The organism is Kribbella antiqua (genome assembly GCF_004345665.1).
In the GTDB taxonomy this organism is placed as follows: Bacteria; Actinomycetota; Actinomycetes; order Propionibacteriales; family Kribbellaceae; genus Kribbella; species Kribbella antiqua.
In genome coordinates this window covers 554,898-573,042 of the sequence record NZ_SLWR01000003.1, presented here as the reverse complement: position 1 = coordinate 573,042, position 18,145 = coordinate 554,898, and the positions used below count along the sequence as shown (strand labels likewise).

Genomic DNA, 18,145 nt, shown 5'->3' with positions numbered 1-18,145 from the left:
CCCAGCACACAAGAGAACAACCCCTCTCCGGTGGCCGTGGTTAAGCGTTTCGATCAGCGCATCCCCCTGTGCCACTCACCATTCCCACCGAAGGAGCGCAATGTCATGATCAGCAAGCGGATCGCCGCTGGGCTGGCGGGTGCGACGGCCCTGTCGCTCGTGCTGGCCGCCTGTGGCGACAACGGCGGCGGCTCGTCGTCCTCGTCCGGCACCACCGTCTCCAGCCTCTCCGTCCTGGACTACTACAACAACGACCCGGACAAGTCGCTGGTGCAGAAGGGGCTCGACTCCTGCGCGAGCCAACTGGGCATCACCATCAAACGGGAGACGGTGCCTGGTGACACCTTGATCCAGAAGGTGCTGCAGCAGGCGTCGTCGAAGACCCTGCCCGACGTGCTGATGCTGGACAACCCCGACGTACAGCAGATCGCCGCGACCGGCGCGTTGGCGCCCCTGAACGACATGGGTCTGAATGGGGACGGAGTCATCAAGGGCATGGTCGACGCGACGTCGTACGACGGCAAGCTCTACGGACTGGCGCCGGTGACGAACACGATCGCGCTGTTCTACAACAAGGACATGCTGGCCGAAGCCGGCGTGCAGCCGCCGAAGACCTGGGACGAGCTCAAGGCCGCGGCCAAGAAGCTCACCAAGCCTGGCCGCTACGGCATGGCATTCAACGCCAACGCGACGTACGAAGGCTCCTGGCAGTTCCTGCCGGCGATGTGGACCAACGGCGGTGACGAGACCGATCTGACCAGCCCGCAGGTAGCCGAAGCGCTGCAGCTGTGGGTCGACCTGGTGAAGTCGGGTTCGGCCTCCAAGAGCGTCATCAACTGGACCCAGGGCGACGTGAACGACCAGTTCATCGCGGGCAAGGCGGCGATGATGGTGAACGGCCCGTGGCAGATCCCGTCGCTGAACAAGAACCCGAAGGTCAAGTGGGACGTCGTCCAATTCCCGGTGAACAAGGTCGGCCAGACGCCGGTCGCCCCGCTCGGCGGTGAGGCCTGGACGGTCCCGCTGAACAAGGACCAGGCCAAGCAGCAGAAGGCCGCCGACTTCGTGAAGTGCCTGAACTCGGACGAGAACGAACTGGCCTGGGCGAAGGCCCGGTTCACCCTGCCGACCAAGACCGCGCTGCTCGACCAGTACGTCACGGAGGTCCCGTCGATGAAGGCCTTCGGTGAGCAGGTCGTGAACGCCCGGGCCCGGACCGGCAAGCTGGGCGACAAATGGCCGGAGGCCGCCAAGGTGATCTACCAGGCGATCCAGCTCGCGCTGACCGGTAAGGCCTCGGCCCAGGATGCCTTCAAGCAGGCTTCCGGCGGCTGATCGCGATGGCCCACGCAACGCTCACACCCACTTCGGAGGTGAAGGCGCCGGGACCTGCGCGTAGGTCCCGGCGCCACCGGGGTGAGAGCCTGACCAAGGTCCTGTTCGTGCTGCCGGCCGCGCTGGCGATGCTCGCGCTCTTCGGCTACCCAGTGGTGAAGAACCTGCTGATGAGCCTGCAGGACTACGGCCTGCGGACCTTCTTCACCGGGCAGGCGCCATGGGTCGGGTTGCAGAACTACACCGCGGTCGTGAAGGACAAGCTGTTCTCGGACGCGATGGTGAACACGGCGTTGTTCACCATCGGGTCGATCGTCTTCCAGTTCGCCATCGGACTGGGGCTGGCGTTGTTCTTCCACCGGCGCTTCCCGCTCAGCGGCGTACTGCGGTCACTGCTCCTGCTGCCGTGGCTGCTGCCGCTGATCGTGTCCAGCGCGACCTGGCGCTCGATCCTCGAGCAGGACAGCGGCATCCTGAACCGCACGCTGATGGGCTTGCACTTGGTCGACGATCCGGTGCCGTGGCTGAACTCGCCGTCGGTCGCGCTGATCGCGGTGATCGGGGTGAACATCTGGATCGGCATCCCGTTCAACGTCACGCTGCTGTACTCCGGCCTGGCCGAGATCCCGGACGAGTTGTACGAGGCCGGGCAGCTGGACGGCGCCACCGGCTGGCGCTCGTTCTGGTACATCACCTGGCCGAACCTGCGGGCGGTGGCGAGCGTGCTGCTGATGCTCGGCGTCGTCTACACGATCAAGGTGCTGGACATCATCCTCGGCTTGACCGGCGGCGGTCCGGCCAACGCGACGCAGACCCTGGCGACCCAGTCGTACGAGAAGTCCTTCATCGACTTCAAGTTCGGCCAGGGCGCCGCGCTGAGCAACATCCTGATCGCGATCTCGTTCCTGTTCGCGATCTTCTACCTGCGCAGCACCCGGCGCGCCATCGACGAATAGGAGGAGGTACGACGATGACCGATTCAACGATCCGTCGCGCGGTCTACACCGTGATCGGCGTACTGATCCTGGCCGTGATGCTGTTCCCGGTCTACTGGATGGTGAACGCGTCGCTGCAGCCGTCCGGCAACACCTTGACCGCCGGCTTCCTGCCGCTGCACCCGACCTTCGCCGGATACAAGCGGGCGCTCAGCGAGCAGGGCGACAACCTGGTCACCAGCATGATCATCGCGGCCGGCACTGTGGTGCTCAGCCTGGCGATCGCCACCCCGTGCGCCTATGCGCTCTCGCAGTTCCGGTCCCGCTGGGTGTCCGTCGGGCTGCTGGCGATCCTGATCTCGCAGATGATTCCGGGCATCGTGATCGCGAACGCGCTCTACACGGCGTACGAGCGGATCGGGCTGCTGAACTCGATTCCCGGGCTGATCGTGGCGAACTGCAGCAGCGGTATCCCGTTCGCGATCCTGATCCTGCGCTCGTTCATGCTCTCGCTGCCGCCGTCGCTGGTGGAGGCCGCGCGGGTGGACGGCGCCGGGCTGTTCCGCGCGTTCGTCGCGATTGTGCTGCCGATCAGCAAGAACTCCCTGATCACCGCGGGACTGTTCAGTTTCCTGTTCTCCTGGAGCGACTTCCTGTTCGCGCTCACGCTGACCACCAAGGGCGGCGTGCGGCCGGTGACGCTCGGGATCTACCAGTACCTCGGCACCCAGGTGCAGAACTGGAACGCGGTGATGGCGACCGCGGTGCTCTCGGCGATCCCGGCCATCGTGCTGCTGGTCGCCGCGCAGAAGTACATCGCCGCCGGTGCCATCGGCGGAGCCGTCAAATAACCCTTAAGGACAACAGATATGACCATTCGAGTACTCGTGTGGGGCGAGAACCGGCACGAGCAGGTCGAGCCGCATGTCGCCGAGATCTACCCCGACGGCATGCACTCGACCATCGCCGCCGGCATCAGCGAGAACCTGGGCGACAAGGCCTCGGTCAGTACGACGACCCTCGACGAACCGGAGCACGGCCTGACCGAGGAGGTGCTGGCCGAGACCGACGTACTGGTGTGGTGGGGTCACGCGGCACACGGTGAGGTCGAAGACAAGGTGGTCGACCGGGTGTACCAGCACGTTCTGTCGGGCATGGGCCTCGTCGTACTGCACTCCGGCCACTGGTCGAAGATCTTCGGCAAGCTGATGGGCACCAGCTGCACGCTGCGCTGGCGCAGTGAGCGGGACCGCGAGCTGGTGTGGACGGTCAACCCGACGCACCCGATCGCCCAGGGCGTGCCGCACCCGATCGTGATCGAGCAGCAGGAGATGTACGGCGAGTTCTTCGACATCCCGGTGCCGGACGAACTGATCTTCGTGTCGTCGTTCAGCGGCGGCGAGGTGTTCCGGTCCGGCTGCACGTTCCGGCGCGGGCACGGCAAGATCTTCTACTTCTCGCCGGGCGACCAGGACTACCCGGTCTACCACCACAAGGACGTCCGCAAGGTGATCGCGAACGGGGTCGACTGGGTCAACAGTGACCGGCCGGAGCGTGCGCTGCCGACGCTGCTGCGGTACGAGACCGGCGACTTCTTCAACGGTCACGGCTACACCGGCCCGATCGAGGCTGAGTCCGATCAGGAACGTGCTGATGCCTGAACCTTTGCGGCTGCTTCAGGTCGGCGCGGGCGGCATGGGCCGGGCCTGGCTTCGGACCATCTCGGCCAATCCTGACGTCATTCTGGCCGGCCTGGTGGATCTCGATGTCGAGGCCGCCCGCGCGGCTGCCGACGAGCACGGGTACGGCGACGTGCCGGTCGCTGCGTCGATCGACGAGTTGGGGGTCGACGCGGACGCGGTCATCGACGTCACCGTGCCGGTCGCGCATCCCAAGGTGAGCGTGGATGCCTTGCTGCGTGGGCTTCCTGTGCTCTGCGAGAAGCCGCTGGCCGAGACGGTCCGGGAGTGCCTGGCGATGGTGGCGGCGTCGGAGGTGAGCGGGAAGCTGCTGATGGTTTCGCAGTCCCGCCGCTACTTCCGCGCCGGTACGGCGTTCGGGCGGCAGATCGCCGAGCTCGGCACGATCGGGTCGTTGTCGTGCGAGTTCTTCAAGGCTCCGCACTTCAGCGGTTTCCGGGAGCGGATGGCCGAACCGTTGCTGGTCGACATGGCGATCCACCAGTTCGACCTGGCCCGCAAGCTGATCGGCTCCGAACCGGTGTCGGTGTACTGCGAGTCCTACAACCCGGACTGGAGCTGGTTCGACGGCAACGCCGCGGCAACCGCTCTGTTCAAGTTCGCGGACGGCACCCGCTTCTCCTTCACCGGCAGCTGGTGCGCGCCCGGCCTGGAAACCTCGTGGAACGGCCACTGGCGGGCCAGCACCTCCGGTGGTACGGCGACCTGGGACGGCGACGGCCTGCCGATCGCCGAACGCACTTCAGGCGAAGCGCTGCCGCCGGACGTGGTCGAGGACCCCGAGGAGATCGCCGGCTCCCTGGTCGAGTTCGTCGCCGCGGTCCGGTCGGCGACGATCCCGCAGTCCGAGGTCCATTCCAACGTCATCAGCCTCGCCATGGTCGAAGCCGCCGTACGCTCCGCGTCCCTTGGTACGCCGGTCAAGATCGCCGACGTCATCTCAGACGGCTACACCGAGGCCCTCTCCACCGTCCAGGATCCAACCCTCCACACAACCCTCAAGTCCTGGCCCAACGTGTTGAAGGTCGTCGGCCTGGAGTCCTGAGCTTCCGGGGGATCCGGACCCCGGAACCAGTACGCGCGGAGAAGCCCCGTGGTTGCGGCTTCTCCGCGCGTACTCATGTCTCGCGGTCTGCGAGGTTCAGAGCTTGAGGGAGTCCGCGACTACGGCTGCCAGGGAGTGGGCGACTTCGTGGGCGGTGTCGGAGGATTCGGCCTCGACCATGACGCGGACCAGAGGCTCCGTGCCGGAGGGCCGCAGGAGGACTCGGCCGGTGTCGCCGAGGCGCGCGGTGGCTTCGGCTACGGCGGCCTGTACGGCGGGATCGGTGCCGGCGCGGGACTTGTCGACGTCCTTGACGTTGACCAGGACCTGCGGCAGCCGGGTCATCGCGCCGGCCAGGTCGCTCAGGGTCTTGCCGGTCTGGGCGACCCGGGCGAGCAGCATGACTGCGGTCAGCGTGCCGTCACCGGTGGTGGCGTGGTCGGACAGGATCACGTGCCCGGACTGCTCACCGCCGAGCTTGTGACCGCCCGCTTTCATTGCCTCGAGCACGTACCGGTCGCCGACCTTCGTCTGCTCGACCGCGATCCGCTCCCGGACCATCGCCTGAACGAAGCCCAGGTTGCTCATCACGGTGGCGACGACGGTGTCGTTGGACAGCTTGCCGCTGTCGCGCATCGCCAGCGCCAGAATCGCGAGGATCTGGTCGCCGTCGACGAGCTCACCGTTGGCGTCGACCGCCAGGCAGCGGTCCGCGTCGCCGTCGAGCGCGATGCCCAGGTCGGCACGGTGGCCGATCACCTCGCGCTGCAGGCCCTCCAGATGGGTGGATCCGCAGTTGAGGTTGATGTTGAGCCCGTCCGGCGCGGCGGCGTACGTGATGACCTCGGCACCCAGGCGGCGCAGCGCCTCGGGAGCGGTCTGGAAGGCGGCACCGTTGGCGCAGTCGATCACGACCTTGAGCCCGTCGAACCTGTTCGGCGCGGACCGGACCAGGTGCGAGACGTATGTCTCGAAGCCCTTGCCGTCGTCGGACACGCGGCCGACGTCCGAGCCGGTCGGACGCTGCCATTCCTCGCCCATCCGGGCTTCGATGGCGTCCTCGATCACGTCGTCGAGCTTGATGCCGCCGCGGGCCAGGAACTTGATGCCGTTGTCCGGCATCGGGTTGTGGCTGGCGGACAGCATCACGCCGAGGTCGGAGCCGGTCGAGCCGGTCAGGTAGGCGACCGCAGGGGTCGGCAGGACACCGAGCCGTACGACGTCGACTCCGGCACTGGCCAGACCGGCCACCACGGCCGCTTCCAGGAACTCACCACTGGCGCGCGGATCCCGGCCCACAACGGCGCGTGGCCGGTGCCCTTCGAAGGCACCGGCCTCGCCGAGTACGTGAGCCGCCGCGACCGAGAGGTCGAGCGCCAGCTCCGCGGTCAGGTCCACGTTCGCCAGGCCACGGACTCCGTCCGTGCCGAACAAACGACCCATCAGGTGATCAGCGCTTGCTGTACTGCGGCGCCTTGCGGGCCTTCTTCAGACCGGCCTTCTTGCGCTCCTTGATCCGCGCGTCGCGGCTGAGCAGGCCAGCCTTCTTCAGACCGTCGCGGTTCGCCTCCCGGTCCGCCTCGTTGAGGCAGCGGGCCACACCCAGCTGCAGCGCACCGGCCTGGCCGGTGATGCCGCCGCCGTTGATCCGGGCGATCACGTCGTACGAGCCCTCCAGGCCCGCGACGACGAACGGCTCGTTCACGTGCTGCTGGTGGACCTTGTTCGGGAAGTAGACGTCAAGGTCCTTGCCGTTGATCTTCCACTGGCCACTGCCCGGGACGATCCGGACGCGGGCGACAGCCTCCTTGCGGCGGCCGGTGGCGCCGGCCGGGTTGATCACCGCGACCCGGCCCGTCTCGGCGCGCTGCTCCGGAGTCGGGTTCGTCTCGGAGGTGTAGGCGACCGGGCCCTCGCTGTCGATGGGGACCTCGGCGTCGAAGTCGTCGGTCTCGGTGGTGATGTCGCTCACGCTGGAAATCCTCGTTTACCTGGCTCGTCGATCGCTTACTGGGCGATCTGGGTGATCTCGAACGGCTTCGGCTGCTGGGCGGTGTGCGGGTGCTCCGGACCGGCGTACACCTTCAGCTTGGTGAGCAGCTTCCGGCTCAGGCGGTTCTTCGGCAGCATGCCCCAGACAGCCTTCTCGACGGCCTTGCGAGGGTCCTTCTCGAGGATCTCGCCGATCGGCGTGGCCGTCAGACCACCCGGGTGACCCGAGTGGCGGTACGCCAACTTGTCCGTCCGCTTGGTCCCGGACAGGGCGACCTTGGAGGCGTTGATGACGACGACGAAGTCGCCGCCGTCCACGTGCGGCGCGAACGTCGGCTTGTGCTTGCCGCGCAGCAGGGTGGCGATCTGGACGGCGAGCCGACCGAGCGTGACGTCGGTGGCGTCGATCACGTGCCACTCGCGGGTGACGTCAGCAGGCTTCGGGCTGTACGTGCGCACGGTCGTTGACCTTCGTTTCTGAGTTGACAAACTGGAGGTTGACAAAACTGGTACGTCGGCGAGCGGTCCGCCGACGGGGCTGGGACCTGGAACGCACAACAGCAGCCCAGAATACCGGCGTGGTCGGCCCCGGGTCAAAGCGAGCGAATCGCCGCCACGCACCCCGGCTTGGATGCGGCCCGGGACCGCACTAGTTTAGCGGTGAAGATTGCAGTCCGACCCGCGTCCCGCCGGCTGACCTAACCCTCACTCACCAGGCGATGACGCCAGCTTCCGAAGAGGGCATTGTGACCGAACAGTCGCTCACCGTCCGGGACAACCGGACCGGCAAGGACTTCGACCTTGCCATCACCGATGGCACCATCCGTGCCGCAGATCTCAAGAAGATCAGTGCAACCGACGGCGACGGTGGCCTGGCCACCTACGACCCCGGCTTCGTCAACACCGCCAGCTGCCGCTCCTCCGTCACCTTCATCGACGGCGACAAGGGCATCCTGGAGTACCGCGGCTACCCGATCGAGCAGCTCGCCGAGCAGTCGAACTACCTCGAGGTGGCCTACCTGCTGGTGAACGGCAAGCTGCCGAACAAGGCGGAGTACGAGGCCTGGGCGCACGACGTGACGTATCACACGTTCGTGCACGAGAACCTGAAGACCTTCATGCAGGGCTTCCGGTACGACGCGCACCCGATGGGCATGCTGGCGGCCTCGGTCGGCGCGCTGTCCACCTTCTACCCCGAGTCGCGCAACATCTTCGACGAGGAGTCCCGGGCGCTGCAGATCCGGCGGCTGATCGCGAAGATGCCGACGCTGGGCGCGTTCGCCTTCCGGCACGCCCAGGGCAAGCCGTACGTCTACCCGGACAACGAGCTCAGCTACACGGCGAACTTCCTGTCCATGCTGTTCAAGATGAGCGAGCCGAAGTACGCCGCCGACGACCGGCTGGTGCGGGCGCTCGAGATCCTGTTCATCCTGCACGCCGACCACGAGCAGAACGCCTCCACCAACGCGGTCCGGGCGATCGGCTCCACCCAGGTCGACCCGTACACGGCGGTGGCCGGCGGCGTCGGCGCACTCTTCGGCCCGCTGCACGGCGGCGCCAACGAGGCGGTCCTGAAGATGCTCCGCCGGGTCGGTTCGGTGGAGAACATCCCGTCGTTCATCGAGGGCGTGAAGAACGGCGAAGAGCGGCTGATGGGCTTCGGCCACCGGGTCTACAAGAACTACGACCCGCGGGCCAAGATCATCAAGCAGGCCGCCGACGACGTGTTCGAGGTGACCGGGATCAACCCGCTGCTGAAGATCGCCGTCGAACTGGAGAAGATCGCGCTGGAGGACGAGTACTTCGTCTCCCGCAAGCTCTACCCGAACGTCGACTTCTACTCCGGCCTGATCTACGAGGCACTGCAGTTCCCGCCGGAGATGTTCACCGTGCTGTTCGCCATCCCGCGCACCTCGGGCTGGCTGGCGCAGTGGCTGGAGATGCTCGGCGACGGCGACCAGAAGATCGCCCGGCCGAAGCAGATCTACACCGGCGAACGCGGCGTCCCGTACGTCCCCATGGGCGACCGCTGACCAACCTCCAGGAACGGCCCCTCGTCACCGAGGGGCCGTTTTTGCTGCCGTTGATTGGAGATGGCCCCGGGCGGGCTTGGTGCCTCGGTCCGGGGCCATCCGGCGCCGCTGCCGACTACGACGCGACCGGGGCGCTCGCCGGTTCCGTCAGCATGGTGACGAACTGGTCGACCATGCCGCGGGCGCGGATCATCGCTACGTGGTCGATGTAGTCGCGGGACTCCACGATCAGGCCGTCGCGGACCCGGAGGACGAAGACGCAGGGGGCGGTGAACGGCGCGCCGGTCGCGATCACAGTGCCCGCGTAGTCGAACTCGGCGACGATCACCTCCGGGTCGGCGGTCTGGTGGATCCGGATGTTCTCTGGCTGGAACTGGATCGTTCCGGCGACCCGCGGCGCGTTCAAGCCGAAGTGTTCGCGTAGCGCGTCCCGGGTCAGCAGCGGGTGATCGCCGTACGGGTTCATCGGGTGGCGTACGTCGGTCTGCTCGGCGTACAGCTCGGGCAACGCCTCGAAGTCGCGGTCGGCGACGCCGTGGACCAGCTTCAGGAAGACCTGCTCGGGAGTCATGGAGATACCCTTTCAAGATAAACGGAGTAGCGACTCCGAATATACGGAGTACCGACTTCGTTTACAACCCCCGGCCGGGCAGCGGCGTCTCCTAGGCTGAGAGGTGACGGAAGGGAGCAGGGTGCGAGCAGACGCGCGGGACAACCGGGCCCGGATCATGACCGCGGCGGACGAGGTGTTCGGGCGGTCGCCGGGCGCCTCCACCGACGACGTGGCGAAACTGGCCGGCGTCGGCATCGCGACCGTGTTCCGGCACTTCCCGACCAAGACCGACCTGCTCGAGGCAGTGCTGACGCAGCGGCTGGAGAAGCTGCGCGACCGGGCGATCGAGCTCGCGGACAGCGACGACGCGGGTGAGGCATTCTTCGGCTTCTTCACGCAGGTGGTGTCGGAGTCGGCTTCGAAGCTGGCGATCGCCGAGGCGTTGACCGCCGCCGGCTCGGCCGCGGGAGCCGACGCTCGCAACGCCGGGAGTGGGCTGCGGGAGTCGTTCGACGCTCTCCTCAGCCGCGCCCAGCGGACTGGCGCCGTACGGTCGGATGCCGGGTTTCCTGAGGTCTATGCGTTGCTGATCGGTGCGTCCCGCGGTGCGACCGCCACTGGGCTCGAGCCCGAGGTGCGGGACCGGATGCTCGGGCTGATCTACGACGGTCTGCGGCCCAAGGCGTGAGGCGGCGCTGGAGAACGTGGTCGCGCCGACGTCGAGTGGTGAGCGTGCTCGCGCTCGTCTTCATCCTGCTGGTGCCGGCACCACTCGGTGCCTACGCGGTCTACCTGCGAGTCCAGTACGCCGGTGAGCCGTCAGCCGAGGCCAGGACGCGGAACAACGACGCACTGTGGCTCGGCCATGCCTGGGTGGACGGACGCAAGACCGAGGCCGACGTAACAGCTCTGGCCGAGCAGCTGCAGGGCACTGGGATCCGGGACCTCTATGTGCACGCCGGTCCACTAGAGCACGACGGCACTCTGCCGTTGGCATCGGTGTCCCCGAAAGCTCGCTGGTTCACGACCGCCATGCGCGCCGCGGCTCCCGCCGTACAGGGCATCCACTTCGACTTCGAGCCGGTGCAGTCTGGTTCGAAGGGCTTCCTCGCCGTACTGGATCAGACGCATGAGCTCACCACCGCCCGTGGTGTACCGCTGTCCGTAGCGGCAGCGCAGATCGACCCGATCTTCCACGTCAACGTGCTCCCGCTGCTCCTGACCGGCGAGGGCAAGTGGTGGTCGCACGGCTACTTCGCCGAAGTCGCCCGCCGGGTCGAGCAGATCGCCGTGATGTCGTACGACACCGCCATGCCACTCCAGTCCCTGTACGGCGGCTATGTCGCGCAGCAAACGCAACTGGCGTTGGAAGCCACGCCTGCATCAACGGACCTCCTCATGGGCCTGCCGGCGTACTGGGAGAGCAACCCGTCCCACTGGGGCCATGCGGAGACGGTCGCCGCCGCAGTCCGCGGTGCACGCCTCGGGCTGGGCGCCTCCACTCGCAAGAACTTCGGCCTGGCCCTGTACATCGACTTCACCGCTACCCCCGAGAACTGGGCCGCTTACCGCGATGGTTGGTGCGTAGCGCCCTAAAGCAGTACGAGGAAGGCCACTGCACATGCCACGTAGTAGACAGCCTCGATCACCAACTGGGGTGTGAGTCGAGGGCCGGCAGCCGGTGCGTCGGTCTGCGCCCGCAACGCTTCGAAGACGGCGGCAACCTCGCCGGCCTGCCCTTTCGCCACGCCGCCGACGACCTGCGATCCCCCATCGGTCCTGAGCGTCACCCGGTCACCGTTGACCTCGATCGACTCAACGGCTTGCCAGCCCACGACTCGCTCCAGCGGACTGCGCCGAATCCGCAGCTCGGTAGCAGAGGCGACAACGGCGTAGAAGAGCTCCTCGGTCGTGAACCGAATGAGCAGCGCGCCCGCCACCACTGCGACGATCACAGGGAACCAGTCGCCCCAGCTGGTGAAGAGACCGACAGCAGCAGGCCCGGCCAGCAGAGCAGCGACCAGCACCGGGCGACACCACGCCTGGGCCGGTTCGATCGGCACGGACCACGGCAGCGTCGGAATCTCCCGCACGGGGTCGATGAGGCCCGCAGGGCGGCCAGCCATCTCGTGGACCTCGAGATCCAGCCTGTCGCCGGTCTCCACGCTCCACGGCGTACGACGTGGTGTGCGCAGCCCGGACACCGGACGGAGTGGCGTGTCGCCGATCAGGATCGTCGGCCAACTGCCCTCTGCGAGGTCGCCGACCAGCACTGCCTCACCGCGGTACTGCCGCAGCGTCCGGACCGAGTCGAGGCGCATCGAGGCCGTTAGGTCGTCCTCGGCTTCGTTCAGCAGGTCGATCGCGCTGGACAGCCGTTCGTCCGCCTCCCGGTCGTCCAACGCGACGCGAAGGAAGCCGAGCAGCACATCACCTTCGGTCGAGCGGATGGCGAAGCTGCCCGACGCATCCGGGTCGATCCGGACCGGCAGCCCTGCCTCCGTCCGAGATCGCCGTACGCGCGTCCTGCGGAGCTGGAGGTCGCGCAGTACGAACAGGATCGTCAGCAGCCACGCACCGCCGGCCACGGTGTACCACCCGGCAGCCAGTGCCGCTGCTCCGGCCAGCGCCAGCACACCCGCGATGACGAGCCGTGAGGTGACACCGACCCGCGCGGCGGCCGGGATCGCCACCTGTTGGGTGGGCAGGTTCACCGTCAGGGCTGACTGCCGGTGGCGGGTGTAGGTCAGCCAGGCCAGGAACAGCGCACACGCGCCGGCGTAGAGGCTCCAGGCAACCAGCGCCCCGACGGCGTCGCCGTAGTTCAGCTCGAACGCCAGGAACACCAGACCGGCGAAGGCGGCGAGCCTGGGCTGCCACCAGCACAGCACCAGCGACGCATAGCAAGCGACCATCGCGAGGGAACCGAGAACGCCGCACCGGTCGCCCGGTGTACACCGGCTGCCGTCCGACGACACCGTGACCACAACCGCGACGATCCAGCCGAGCGGCATCAGCCAGCGATAGAGCCAGCTGGGTACGACGGTGTTGGCCCAGCGGGTGGCCACGGCGTCTGTCATCACGAGTTCCCCCTCGCTTCAGGTGGGAGAACTCTAGGGCTTAGCGAGCGCGTTCTACACGACCTTCGTCCCACACCGGCTCGGCGGATTCGTAGACGGAGCCGTCGGCGCCGAAAACGAGGTAGCGGTCGAAGCCGCGAGCGAACCAGCGGTCGTGCGTCACCGCGAGCACCGTGCCGTCGAAGGAGTCCAGGCCCTCCTCCAGCGCCTCGGCCGACTCGACGTCGAGGTTGTCGGTGGGCTCGTCCAGCAGGAGCAAGGTCGCACCGGACAGCTCCAGCAAGAGGATCTGGAACCGCGCCTGCTGACCACCCGACAGGCTGTCGAAGGTCTGCTCGGCGGCGTGCGCCAGCTCGTACCGGTCCAGCTTGCGGGACGCCAGCTCCCGGCCCATGCCCTCCCGATGATCGTCACCCCGGTGCAAAATCTCCAGCAGGGTGCGACCGACCAGCTCCGGGTGCTCGTGCGTCTGCGCGAACCATCCCGGCCGTACGCGCGCACCGAGCTTGGCGTTGCCGGTGTGCGCGACCGGCGAGATCGGTACGTCCCCAACCGGCTGGTGCTCGACGTCGGGGTCGGAGCCGCCGTTGGCGAGCAGACGCAGGAAGTGCGACTTGCCGGAGCCGTTGGAGCCCAGTACGGCGACACGTTCGCCGTACCAGACCTCGAGGTCGAAGGGCTTCATCAGACCGGTCAGCTCGAGCCCGGTGCTCACCACTGCGCGTTTGCCGGTGCGACCGCCGGTGAGCCGCATGCTGACCTTCTGCTCGCGCGGGATCGCCTGCGGCGGCCCGGCCTCCTCGAACTTGCGCAGCCGGGTCTGCGCGGCCCGGTAGCGCGACGCCATGTCGGAGTTGTACGCCGCTTTCTGCTTGTACATCAGCATCTGCGCCCGCAGCTTGGCGTGCTCCTCGTCCCAGCGCTTGCGCAGCTCCTCGAACCGCTCGAACCGATGCTGCCTGGCCTCGTGGTACGTCTTGAAGCCGCCGCCGTGCGTCCACGCCGTATTGCCCGCCGCACCCAGCTCAACGGTGACGATGCGAGTGGCAGTGTTGGCGAGCAGCTCACGGTCGTGGCTGATGTAGAGCACGGTCTTCTGGGTGGCGTTGAGCTGCTCCTCCAGCCACCGCTTGCCCGGTACGTCGAGGTAGTTGTCCGGCTCGTCCAGCATCAGAACCTCGTCCGGGCCACGCAGCAGCGCTTCCAGGACCAGACGCTTCTGCTCGCCGCCGGACAGCGTCTTCACCTCACGCCAGCGGCAGCGGTCGAACGGCACGCCGAGCGCGGCCGTCGTACACACGTCCCAGAGGACCTCTGCGTCGTACCCGCCGACCTCGCCCCACTCGGCCACCGCGTGGGCGTACTTGAGCTGGGTCTTCTCGTCCTCGGACTCCATCATCGCCAGCTCGGCCTTGTCCAGCTTGGCCGCGGCGGTCTGGATCGCCTCCGGCGCGACGCCGAGCAGCAGGTCCCGGACGTTCGACGAGTCCCGGACCGAGCCGACGAACTGCCGCATCACGCCGAGCCCGCCGGATCGCGAGATGCTGCCGCTGTGCGGCTTCAGGTCACCCGCGATGATCCTGGTCAGCGTCGTCTTCCCGGACCCGTTCGCGCCGACCAGCGCCACCTTGGCGCCATCCCCGACCCGGAACGTGATGTCGTCCAGCAACACCCGCCCGTCCGGCAACTCGAACCCGACCCCGGCAACATCCACGTGACCCATGCGCCCCAGTCTGACCGCCCGGACCACCGGCTCGCGACCCGTTATCGACCCCAAGCGACGGCAGGATGACTCCGTGACCGGCGTGATCGTGAGGCTGGGACCGGAGATCACGCCGGGCAGCCGGGAGTACGCGTGGGTCGCGACCATCATCGACGCCAGGGAGCGCCGTACCGGCGAACTGTCGGGCTGGAACGGGCGACTGTACGAGCAACCGGACAGCAGGGCGATCCGCGACGTGAACCCGATCATCGTGGCCCAGGTCCGGGCCAGGCTGACCGAGCCGCTTCGGCACGAGCTGGCCCTGCTGTACGGCTACGAGGGACCTCGTCGGGCCGAACTCGGCAAAGTCCTGACGGACGACGAGCTCGCCGGAATCGGTCGCGAGAACGGCGATCGGGCGGGTCAGGGGCAGCGGCGGGTGGCGGCGCCGCAGCGAGTACGCCGGCAGTTGCAGGTCCGGCTGGGGCGGTGTCGGGCCAGGTGCTGAGGTTTCGCAGGCCGGAGCGGGGTTCGGTTGTGGAGTGAGGTCACCAGTCCTTGAGGGCGTTCAGGTAGGTGCCTTCGGTCGGGCGGACGCTGCCGACCATGAAGAGCTTCAGCGGTGCGGAGTAGAGGCCGAAGGTGCCGGAGCCGGTGAAGAAGCCGGCCGAGTCGCAGCCGTCGTACTGGACCCAGACCTCGCGGATGCCGGCCGCGGTGTCGAACCGCAGCACGATCGCCTCGGACGGCTGGGCCGCCTGGGGGGGGCACTTGAACACCGGCAACTCGGGGTTGCGCTCCGGCAGCACCTTGATCGCGTCGACGACCTGCTGCGCGACGGTGGCGTTGAAACGCTGCTGGCCAAGCAGCATGGTGGCGCCATTCGTGAGGCGATAGCGGCAGGCCTGCATCCCTTGCACCGGCGTCTGGACGTCCAGACCGGTGCCCGCCGGCAGTACGACGCCACCCTTGAGGATCGGGTGATCCGGTGGGCAGGCCACAACCAGCCCCTGTGTGGGCAGGATGTTGGGCTGGTGTGCTCCCTCTTTGCTGTCGCTGGAGCCCGCGCTCGAGCTCGTGGTGGACGGTGTCGGGCCAACAGCGTTCCACACCCCGCCGATGCCTACTACGACCAGCACGGCCGCAGCGGCCATGACCATCGTCTGCCGCCGCTTGCGGACCCGTCGGCGCGCTTCACTGGCCAGTCCGTTCGCTCGCAGCCCGATTGCGGCGTCCGCCTTGCCCTGGAAGGCAGAGGTGATCTTGGCGCCGAGCTCCTGCTCAGGCTCGTCGTGCTCAGGCATCCTCCGCTCCTTCCTTGCTCAGCGTGGTCTTCAGTGTTGCCAGGGCTCGGTGTACATGCGACCGGGCCGTCGCTTCCGCGCAGTGCAGCAGTGCACCGATTTCGGCGTACGAGAGCTCCTCGTAGAAGCGCAGTACAACGGCTGCCCGTTGTTTGTCGGGCAGTGTCGCGCACAGCGCCCAGACGGCGTCCGACTCGGCTCTGTCCGCGGCACCGTCCGGCGACGGCAGAGCGGTCCTGACCGGGTCGGCAGCCGGCGCCTCCCGTCGGCGGAAGCGACGCCACCAGGAGATGTGTGCATTCACCACCATCCGCTTCACGTACGCCTCGGGATCGTCGGCACGGCTCACCCGGCTCCAGCGGGCACAGGCTGTCGTCAGGGCGTCCTGAACCGCGTCCTCGGCCAAGGTGACGTCACCCGTGAGGACGTACGCGAAGCGCAGCAGCGCGTCCGCCTTCTCGGTCACCCAGAGCTCGAAGTCGATCTCGCCCGCGCGTGCCTCTGCTGCCGCCAAGGCTGCCTCCATACCCTCAGGACGGCCCCGCCGCCGGATCCGTTGCAGCCAGTTCACGCATCGCTGGTTGACACGGTGGACAAATACCATCACATCCCATGGACCGCGGAGTGCCACTGGACCGGCAAGAGAACCCCTGGCGAGTCATCGACAACCTCCACTACGCCCTGCGCGACCTGACGCCGTTCCCCAGCCAGTGGAACGAGCAGGTGAACGTGGAGCAGCATCCTGATGGGGTGACCTTCGAAGGGGCGGTGCACGACGACCGCTCGATGACGCTGAGCGGCGGCACGTACGCCTACCTCAGGGTGGCCTTCCAGGAGATGTACGTTCAGCGCGCCGCCACCGACCCTCGCCCTGATCGCGACGTGGTCAGGCGGGTCCGGAGCGCCGTGGGAGTCTTCGTCGACAACTACGTGGCGCTCTCTCAAGAGCCTGCGCCGGACGACGACGCCGCGACCAGCGCCTTGGATACCGGACTGCGGGCGAACACCACCGCGTTCTACGTCCCGAGGGTGATGGCCGACCTGCAGCTGGACCGGGGCTTTCCGGACATCCTGGACCTACCGGCCGAAGACGAGCACCCGCGGCTGCAGGGAGCCGTCGAAACCCTGTGCGAACAGGTCGGCGAAGCCGCCAGGATCGCGCCCGACGACCTGCGCGACCGGCTCCAGGCGACACCCCCGGCCGAGCGCTGGAACGAGCTGTCCGAGGTGCTCATCCAGCAACGACTCGGTGCGCGGCTCGATCGGGGCTACGGGTTCGCCGGCCGGGTCCTCCCCGAGGACGCCGCCCGCATCAAGGCTCTGCTGGTCAAGGATCTGAAGACCGGGTTCGAGGCCGTTGCCGCGAGCACCGAAGACTCCCGGAGCAACGGCCAGACGATCGCCGCGGAGGCAGTTGAGCGGGCGACCGAGCACCTCGACACCTTCGCCAACTCCGGCCCGAAGCCGGTCGAGCCGCCGCCGCACCGCAAGGAACCCGCGTACGCCGAGGTCTCGGCGATCGTGGAGCGGGTGCACCGCGATCTCGCCATCGGCCGCACCGGCGACCACCTGGCCTGGGTACTGACGCCCGGCCACGAGATCAACGGCTGGAACGGCTACCTGGAGGCGACGAACCGGGGTATCCGTGACCTCGGCGAGGCTCGGCCGGACGGCAGCCTGGCGTTCGACGTCCAGCGCGTGCTCGCGCCACTCGAGAAGGCGCACACGGCGCCGCGACCGCTCGATCCGGAACTCCGGGCCGACGTGCGCCAAGCCTTCGTCGTCGTCGCCCGCGAGGCTGCCCGCCTCTGCTCACCCAGCGATCCCGGCTCGCAGCACGATCCCGCAGCGCAGGCGATGGAGGATGCGCTCGTCAGGCGCTACGCCGAGGGGCAGGCCGACAGGCTGATGACCGACCTCGGGTACGGCACATCGGAAGCCCAACGCACCGTCGGGACCCCGGCGGACCGCACGGTGGCCGTACTCACGCAGTCGATCGGCCAAATCAGCCGGATGAGCGAGCAACAGGTCGTCTCTCAGCTGCTGACCACCGGACAAAGCGATCGGTTCGCCAAGGCGGTCGCGCTCGGCCTCGGCAAGGACACCCCGCGCGACGCGGCGGGGCAGCAGGACGTCCATGCTTTCCTGGTGCCCAAGGTTCAGGCTGCCTTCGCGCAGGTCGCCAGGCCGGAGAGCAGATTCGGCTTCCGCACCGGCAATCGCGGTGAGCGAGCCGAGAAGCTGTGTACCGACGCGGTCGCCGAGATCGCCCAGGCCAAGGACTACTACGCCTCGCTGCCCAAGGGCGGAGGCGGTGCGGATCTTCAGGACAAGTCCCAAGCGGCGGCGATGACCGGGCAGCCGGGGCCAGGATCGCATGCCGCGGCCGGTGCCGCCGCGGGCCCACCACTCCCGCCGGCCGCGATCGTGAGAGCCCCCGGCAATGAGCGCGACGGCCGCTGACAT

General features: G+C 67.8%; 18 protein-coding genes. 10 read left to right on the top strand and 8 right to left on the bottom strand.

All coding sequences use genetic code 11. The annotated features are described in order from the left end of the window. Nucleotides 1–105 precede the first annotated feature (105 nt). From EV646_RS12265 to EV646_RS12245, 5 genes are read left to right on the top strand one after another with little or no spacing between them, the layout of a single operon-like run. Complete coding sequence (locus EV646_RS12265) at nt 106–1,335, top strand: ABC transporter substrate-binding protein (RefSeq protein ID WP_132147724.1); 1,230 nt, start codon at nt 106–108, stop codon at nt 1,333–1,335. 5 nt (nt 1,336–1,340) lie between these two features. Beyond that, nucleotides 1,341–2,291 carry a carbohydrate ABC transporter permease gene (locus EV646_RS12260; RefSeq protein WP_132147721.1) on the top strand — a complete coding sequence of 317 codons (951 nt, stop codon included), beginning with the start codon at nt 1,341–1,343 and terminating at the stop codon, nt 2,289–2,291. Nucleotides 2,292–2,305: 14 nt separating this feature from the next. Further along, nucleotides 2,306–3,121: a carbohydrate ABC transporter permease gene (locus tag EV646_RS12255; protein WP_132147718.1), complete on the top strand. Its 816-nt coding sequence runs from the start codon at nt 2,306–2,308 to the stop codon at nt 3,119–3,121. 18 nt (nt 3,122–3,139) lie between these two features. After that, nucleotides 3,140–3,931 carry a ThuA domain-containing protein gene (locus EV646_RS12250; protein ID WP_132147715.1) on the top strand — a complete coding sequence of 264 codons (792 nt, stop codon included), beginning with the start codon at nt 3,140–3,142 and terminating at the stop codon, nt 3,929–3,931. After that, nucleotides 3,924–5,015: a Gfo/Idh/MocA family protein gene (locus EV646_RS12245; RefSeq protein WP_132147712.1), complete on the top strand. Its 1,092-nt coding sequence runs from the start codon at nt 3,924–3,926 to the stop codon at nt 5,013–5,015. The genes EV646_RS12250 and EV646_RS12245 overlap by 8 nt, the downstream gene beginning before the upstream one ends. A gap of 96 nt (nt 5,016–5,111) precedes the next feature. On the opposite strand, the gene glmM is transcribed toward EV646_RS12245, so the two are convergent. Genes glmM through rplM form a run of 3 tightly spaced genes read right to left on the bottom strand, consistent with a single transcriptional unit; the run spans nt 5,112 to nt 7,466 of the window. Continuing rightward, nucleotides 5,112–6,458 (bottom strand): phosphoglucosamine mutase, encoded by a 1,347-nt coding sequence (gene glmM, locus EV646_RS12240; RefSeq protein ID WP_132147709.1) that lies wholly within the window; start codon nt 6,456–6,458, stop codon nt 5,112–5,114. Between the two features lie 7 nt (nt 6,459–6,465). Continuing rightward, the gene (gene rpsI / locus EV646_RS12235; protein WP_132147706.1) at nt 6,466–6,987 is read right to left on the bottom strand and encodes a 30S ribosomal protein S9; all 522 of its coding nucleotides are present in this window, start codon (nt 6,985–6,987) and stop codon (nt 6,466–6,468) included. A gap of 35 nt (nt 6,988–7,022) precedes the next feature. Continuing rightward, complete coding sequence (gene rplM, locus EV646_RS12230; RefSeq protein ID WP_132147703.1) at nt 7,023–7,466, bottom strand: 50S ribosomal protein L13; 444 nt, start codon at nt 7,464–7,466, stop codon at nt 7,023–7,025. Nucleotides 7,467–7,753: 287 nt separating this feature from the next. On the opposite strand from rplM, the gene EV646_RS12225 reads away from it, so the two are divergent. After that, complete coding sequence (locus EV646_RS12225) at nt 7,754–9,040, top strand: citrate synthase (protein WP_241995797.1); 1,287 nt, start codon at nt 7,754–7,756, stop codon at nt 9,038–9,040. Nucleotides 9,041–9,155: 115 nt separating this feature from the next. Here the strand turns inward: EV646_RS12225 and EV646_RS12220 are convergent, their stop codons facing one another. Then, on the bottom strand, nt 9,156–9,611 hold the full coding sequence (locus EV646_RS12220; RefSeq protein WP_132147697.1) for a nuclear transport factor 2 family protein: 456 nt from the start codon (nt 9,609–9,611) through the stop codon (nt 9,156–9,158). A gap of 121 nt (nt 9,612–9,732) precedes the next feature. On the opposite strand from EV646_RS12220, the gene EV646_RS12215 reads away from it, so the two are divergent. Both EV646_RS12215 and EV646_RS12210 read left to right on the top strand, forming a co-directional pair. Beyond that, nucleotides 9,733–10,281, top strand: coding sequence for a TetR/AcrR family transcriptional regulator (locus tag EV646_RS12215; RefSeq protein WP_241995793.1), 549 nt, complete (start codon nt 9,733–9,735; stop codon nt 10,279–10,281). Between the two features lie 38 nt (nt 10,282–10,319). Beyond that, nucleotides 10,320–11,189: a glycoside hydrolase family 18 protein gene (locus tag EV646_RS12210; protein ID WP_241995791.1), complete on the top strand. Its 870-nt coding sequence runs from the start codon at nt 10,320–10,322 to the stop codon at nt 11,187–11,189. Here EV646_RS12210 and EV646_RS12205 read toward each other — a convergent pair. Next, nucleotides 11,186–12,673, bottom strand: a complete 1,488-nt coding sequence (locus EV646_RS12205) for a hypothetical protein (RefSeq protein ID WP_132147691.1) — start codon at nt 12,671–12,673, stop codon at nt 11,186–11,188. The genes EV646_RS12210 and EV646_RS12205 overlap by 4 nt on opposite strands. A 40-nt stretch (nt 12,674–12,713) precedes the next feature. Next, nucleotides 12,714–14,396, bottom strand: a complete 1,683-nt coding sequence (locus EV646_RS12200) for an ABC-F family ATP-binding cassette domain-containing protein (RefSeq protein ID WP_132147688.1) — start codon at nt 14,394–14,396, stop codon at nt 12,714–12,716. Between the two features lie 73 nt (nt 14,397–14,469). Between EV646_RS12200 and EV646_RS12195 the strand changes: the two genes are divergently transcribed. Beyond that, nucleotides 14,470–14,883, top strand: coding sequence for a hypothetical protein (locus EV646_RS12195; RefSeq protein ID WP_132147685.1), 414 nt, complete (start codon nt 14,470–14,472; stop codon nt 14,881–14,883). 40 nt (nt 14,884–14,923) lie between these two features. On the opposite strand, the gene EV646_RS12190 is transcribed toward EV646_RS12195, so the two are convergent. Together EV646_RS12190 and EV646_RS12185 are read right to left on the bottom strand one after the other, a co-directional pair. Further along, nucleotides 14,924–15,679, bottom strand: a complete 756-nt coding sequence (locus EV646_RS12190; RefSeq protein WP_132147682.1) for a hypothetical protein — start codon at nt 15,677–15,679, stop codon at nt 14,924–14,926. Then, nucleotides 15,672–16,193 carry a SigE family RNA polymerase sigma factor gene (locus EV646_RS12185; protein WP_241995789.1) on the bottom strand — a complete coding sequence of 174 codons (522 nt, stop codon included), beginning with the start codon at nt 16,191–16,193 and terminating at the stop codon, nt 15,672–15,674. Before EV646_RS12185 ends, EV646_RS12190 begins: the two co-directional genes overlap by 8 nt. A gap of 98 nt (nt 16,194–16,291) precedes the next feature. Here EV646_RS12185 and EV646_RS12180 point away from each other — a divergent pair, with 98 nt between their 5' ends. Continuing rightward, nucleotides 16,292–18,142, top strand: a complete 1,851-nt coding sequence (locus EV646_RS12180; RefSeq protein WP_132147677.1) for a hypothetical protein — start codon at nt 16,292–16,294, stop codon at nt 18,140–18,142. Nucleotides 18,143–18,145 lie beyond the last annotated feature (3 nt).

Bases quoted from the DNA above. Each gene is read 5' to 3' on its own strand.
- EV646_RS12265 (WP_132147724.1), top strand. From the start codon at position 106: ATGATCAGCAAGCGGATCGCCGCTGGGCTGGCGGGTGCGACGGCCCTG.
- EV646_RS12180 (WP_132147677.1), top strand. From the start codon at position 16,292: ATGGACCGCGGAGTGCCACTGGACCGGCAAGAGAACCCCTGGCGAGTC.
- EV646_RS12220 (WP_132147697.1), bottom strand. From the start codon at position 9,611: ATGACTCCCGAGCAGGTCTTCCTGAAGCTGGTCCACGGCGTCGCCGAC.
- EV646_RS12190 (WP_132147682.1), bottom strand. From the start codon at position 15,679: ATGCCTGAGCACGACGAGCCTGAGCAGGAGCTCGGCGCCAAGATCACC.
- EV646_RS12245 (WP_132147712.1), top strand. From the start codon at position 3,924: ATGCCTGAACCTTTGCGGCTGCTTCAGGTCGGCGCGGGCGGCATGGGC.
- EV646_RS12260 (WP_132147721.1), top strand. From the start codon at position 1,341: ATGGCCCACGCAACGCTCACACCCACTTCGGAGGTGAAGGCGCCGGGA.
- EV646_RS12205 (WP_132147691.1), bottom strand. From the start codon at position 12,673: ATGACAGACGCCGTGGCCACCCGCTGGGCCAACACCGTCGTACCCAGC.
- glmM (WP_132147709.1), bottom strand. From the start codon at position 6,458: ATGGGTCGTTTGTTCGGCACGGACGGAGTCCGTGGCCTGGCGAACGTG.
- EV646_RS12255 (WP_132147718.1), top strand. From the start codon at position 2,306: ATGACCGATTCAACGATCCGTCGCGCGGTCTACACCGTGATCGGCGTA.
- EV646_RS12200 (WP_132147688.1), bottom strand. From the start codon at position 14,396: ATGGGTCACGTGGATGTTGCCGGGGTCGGGTTCGAGTTGCCGGACGGG.
- EV646_RS12250 (WP_132147715.1), top strand. From the start codon at position 3,140: ATGACCATTCGAGTACTCGTGTGGGGCGAGAACCGGCACGAGCAGGTC.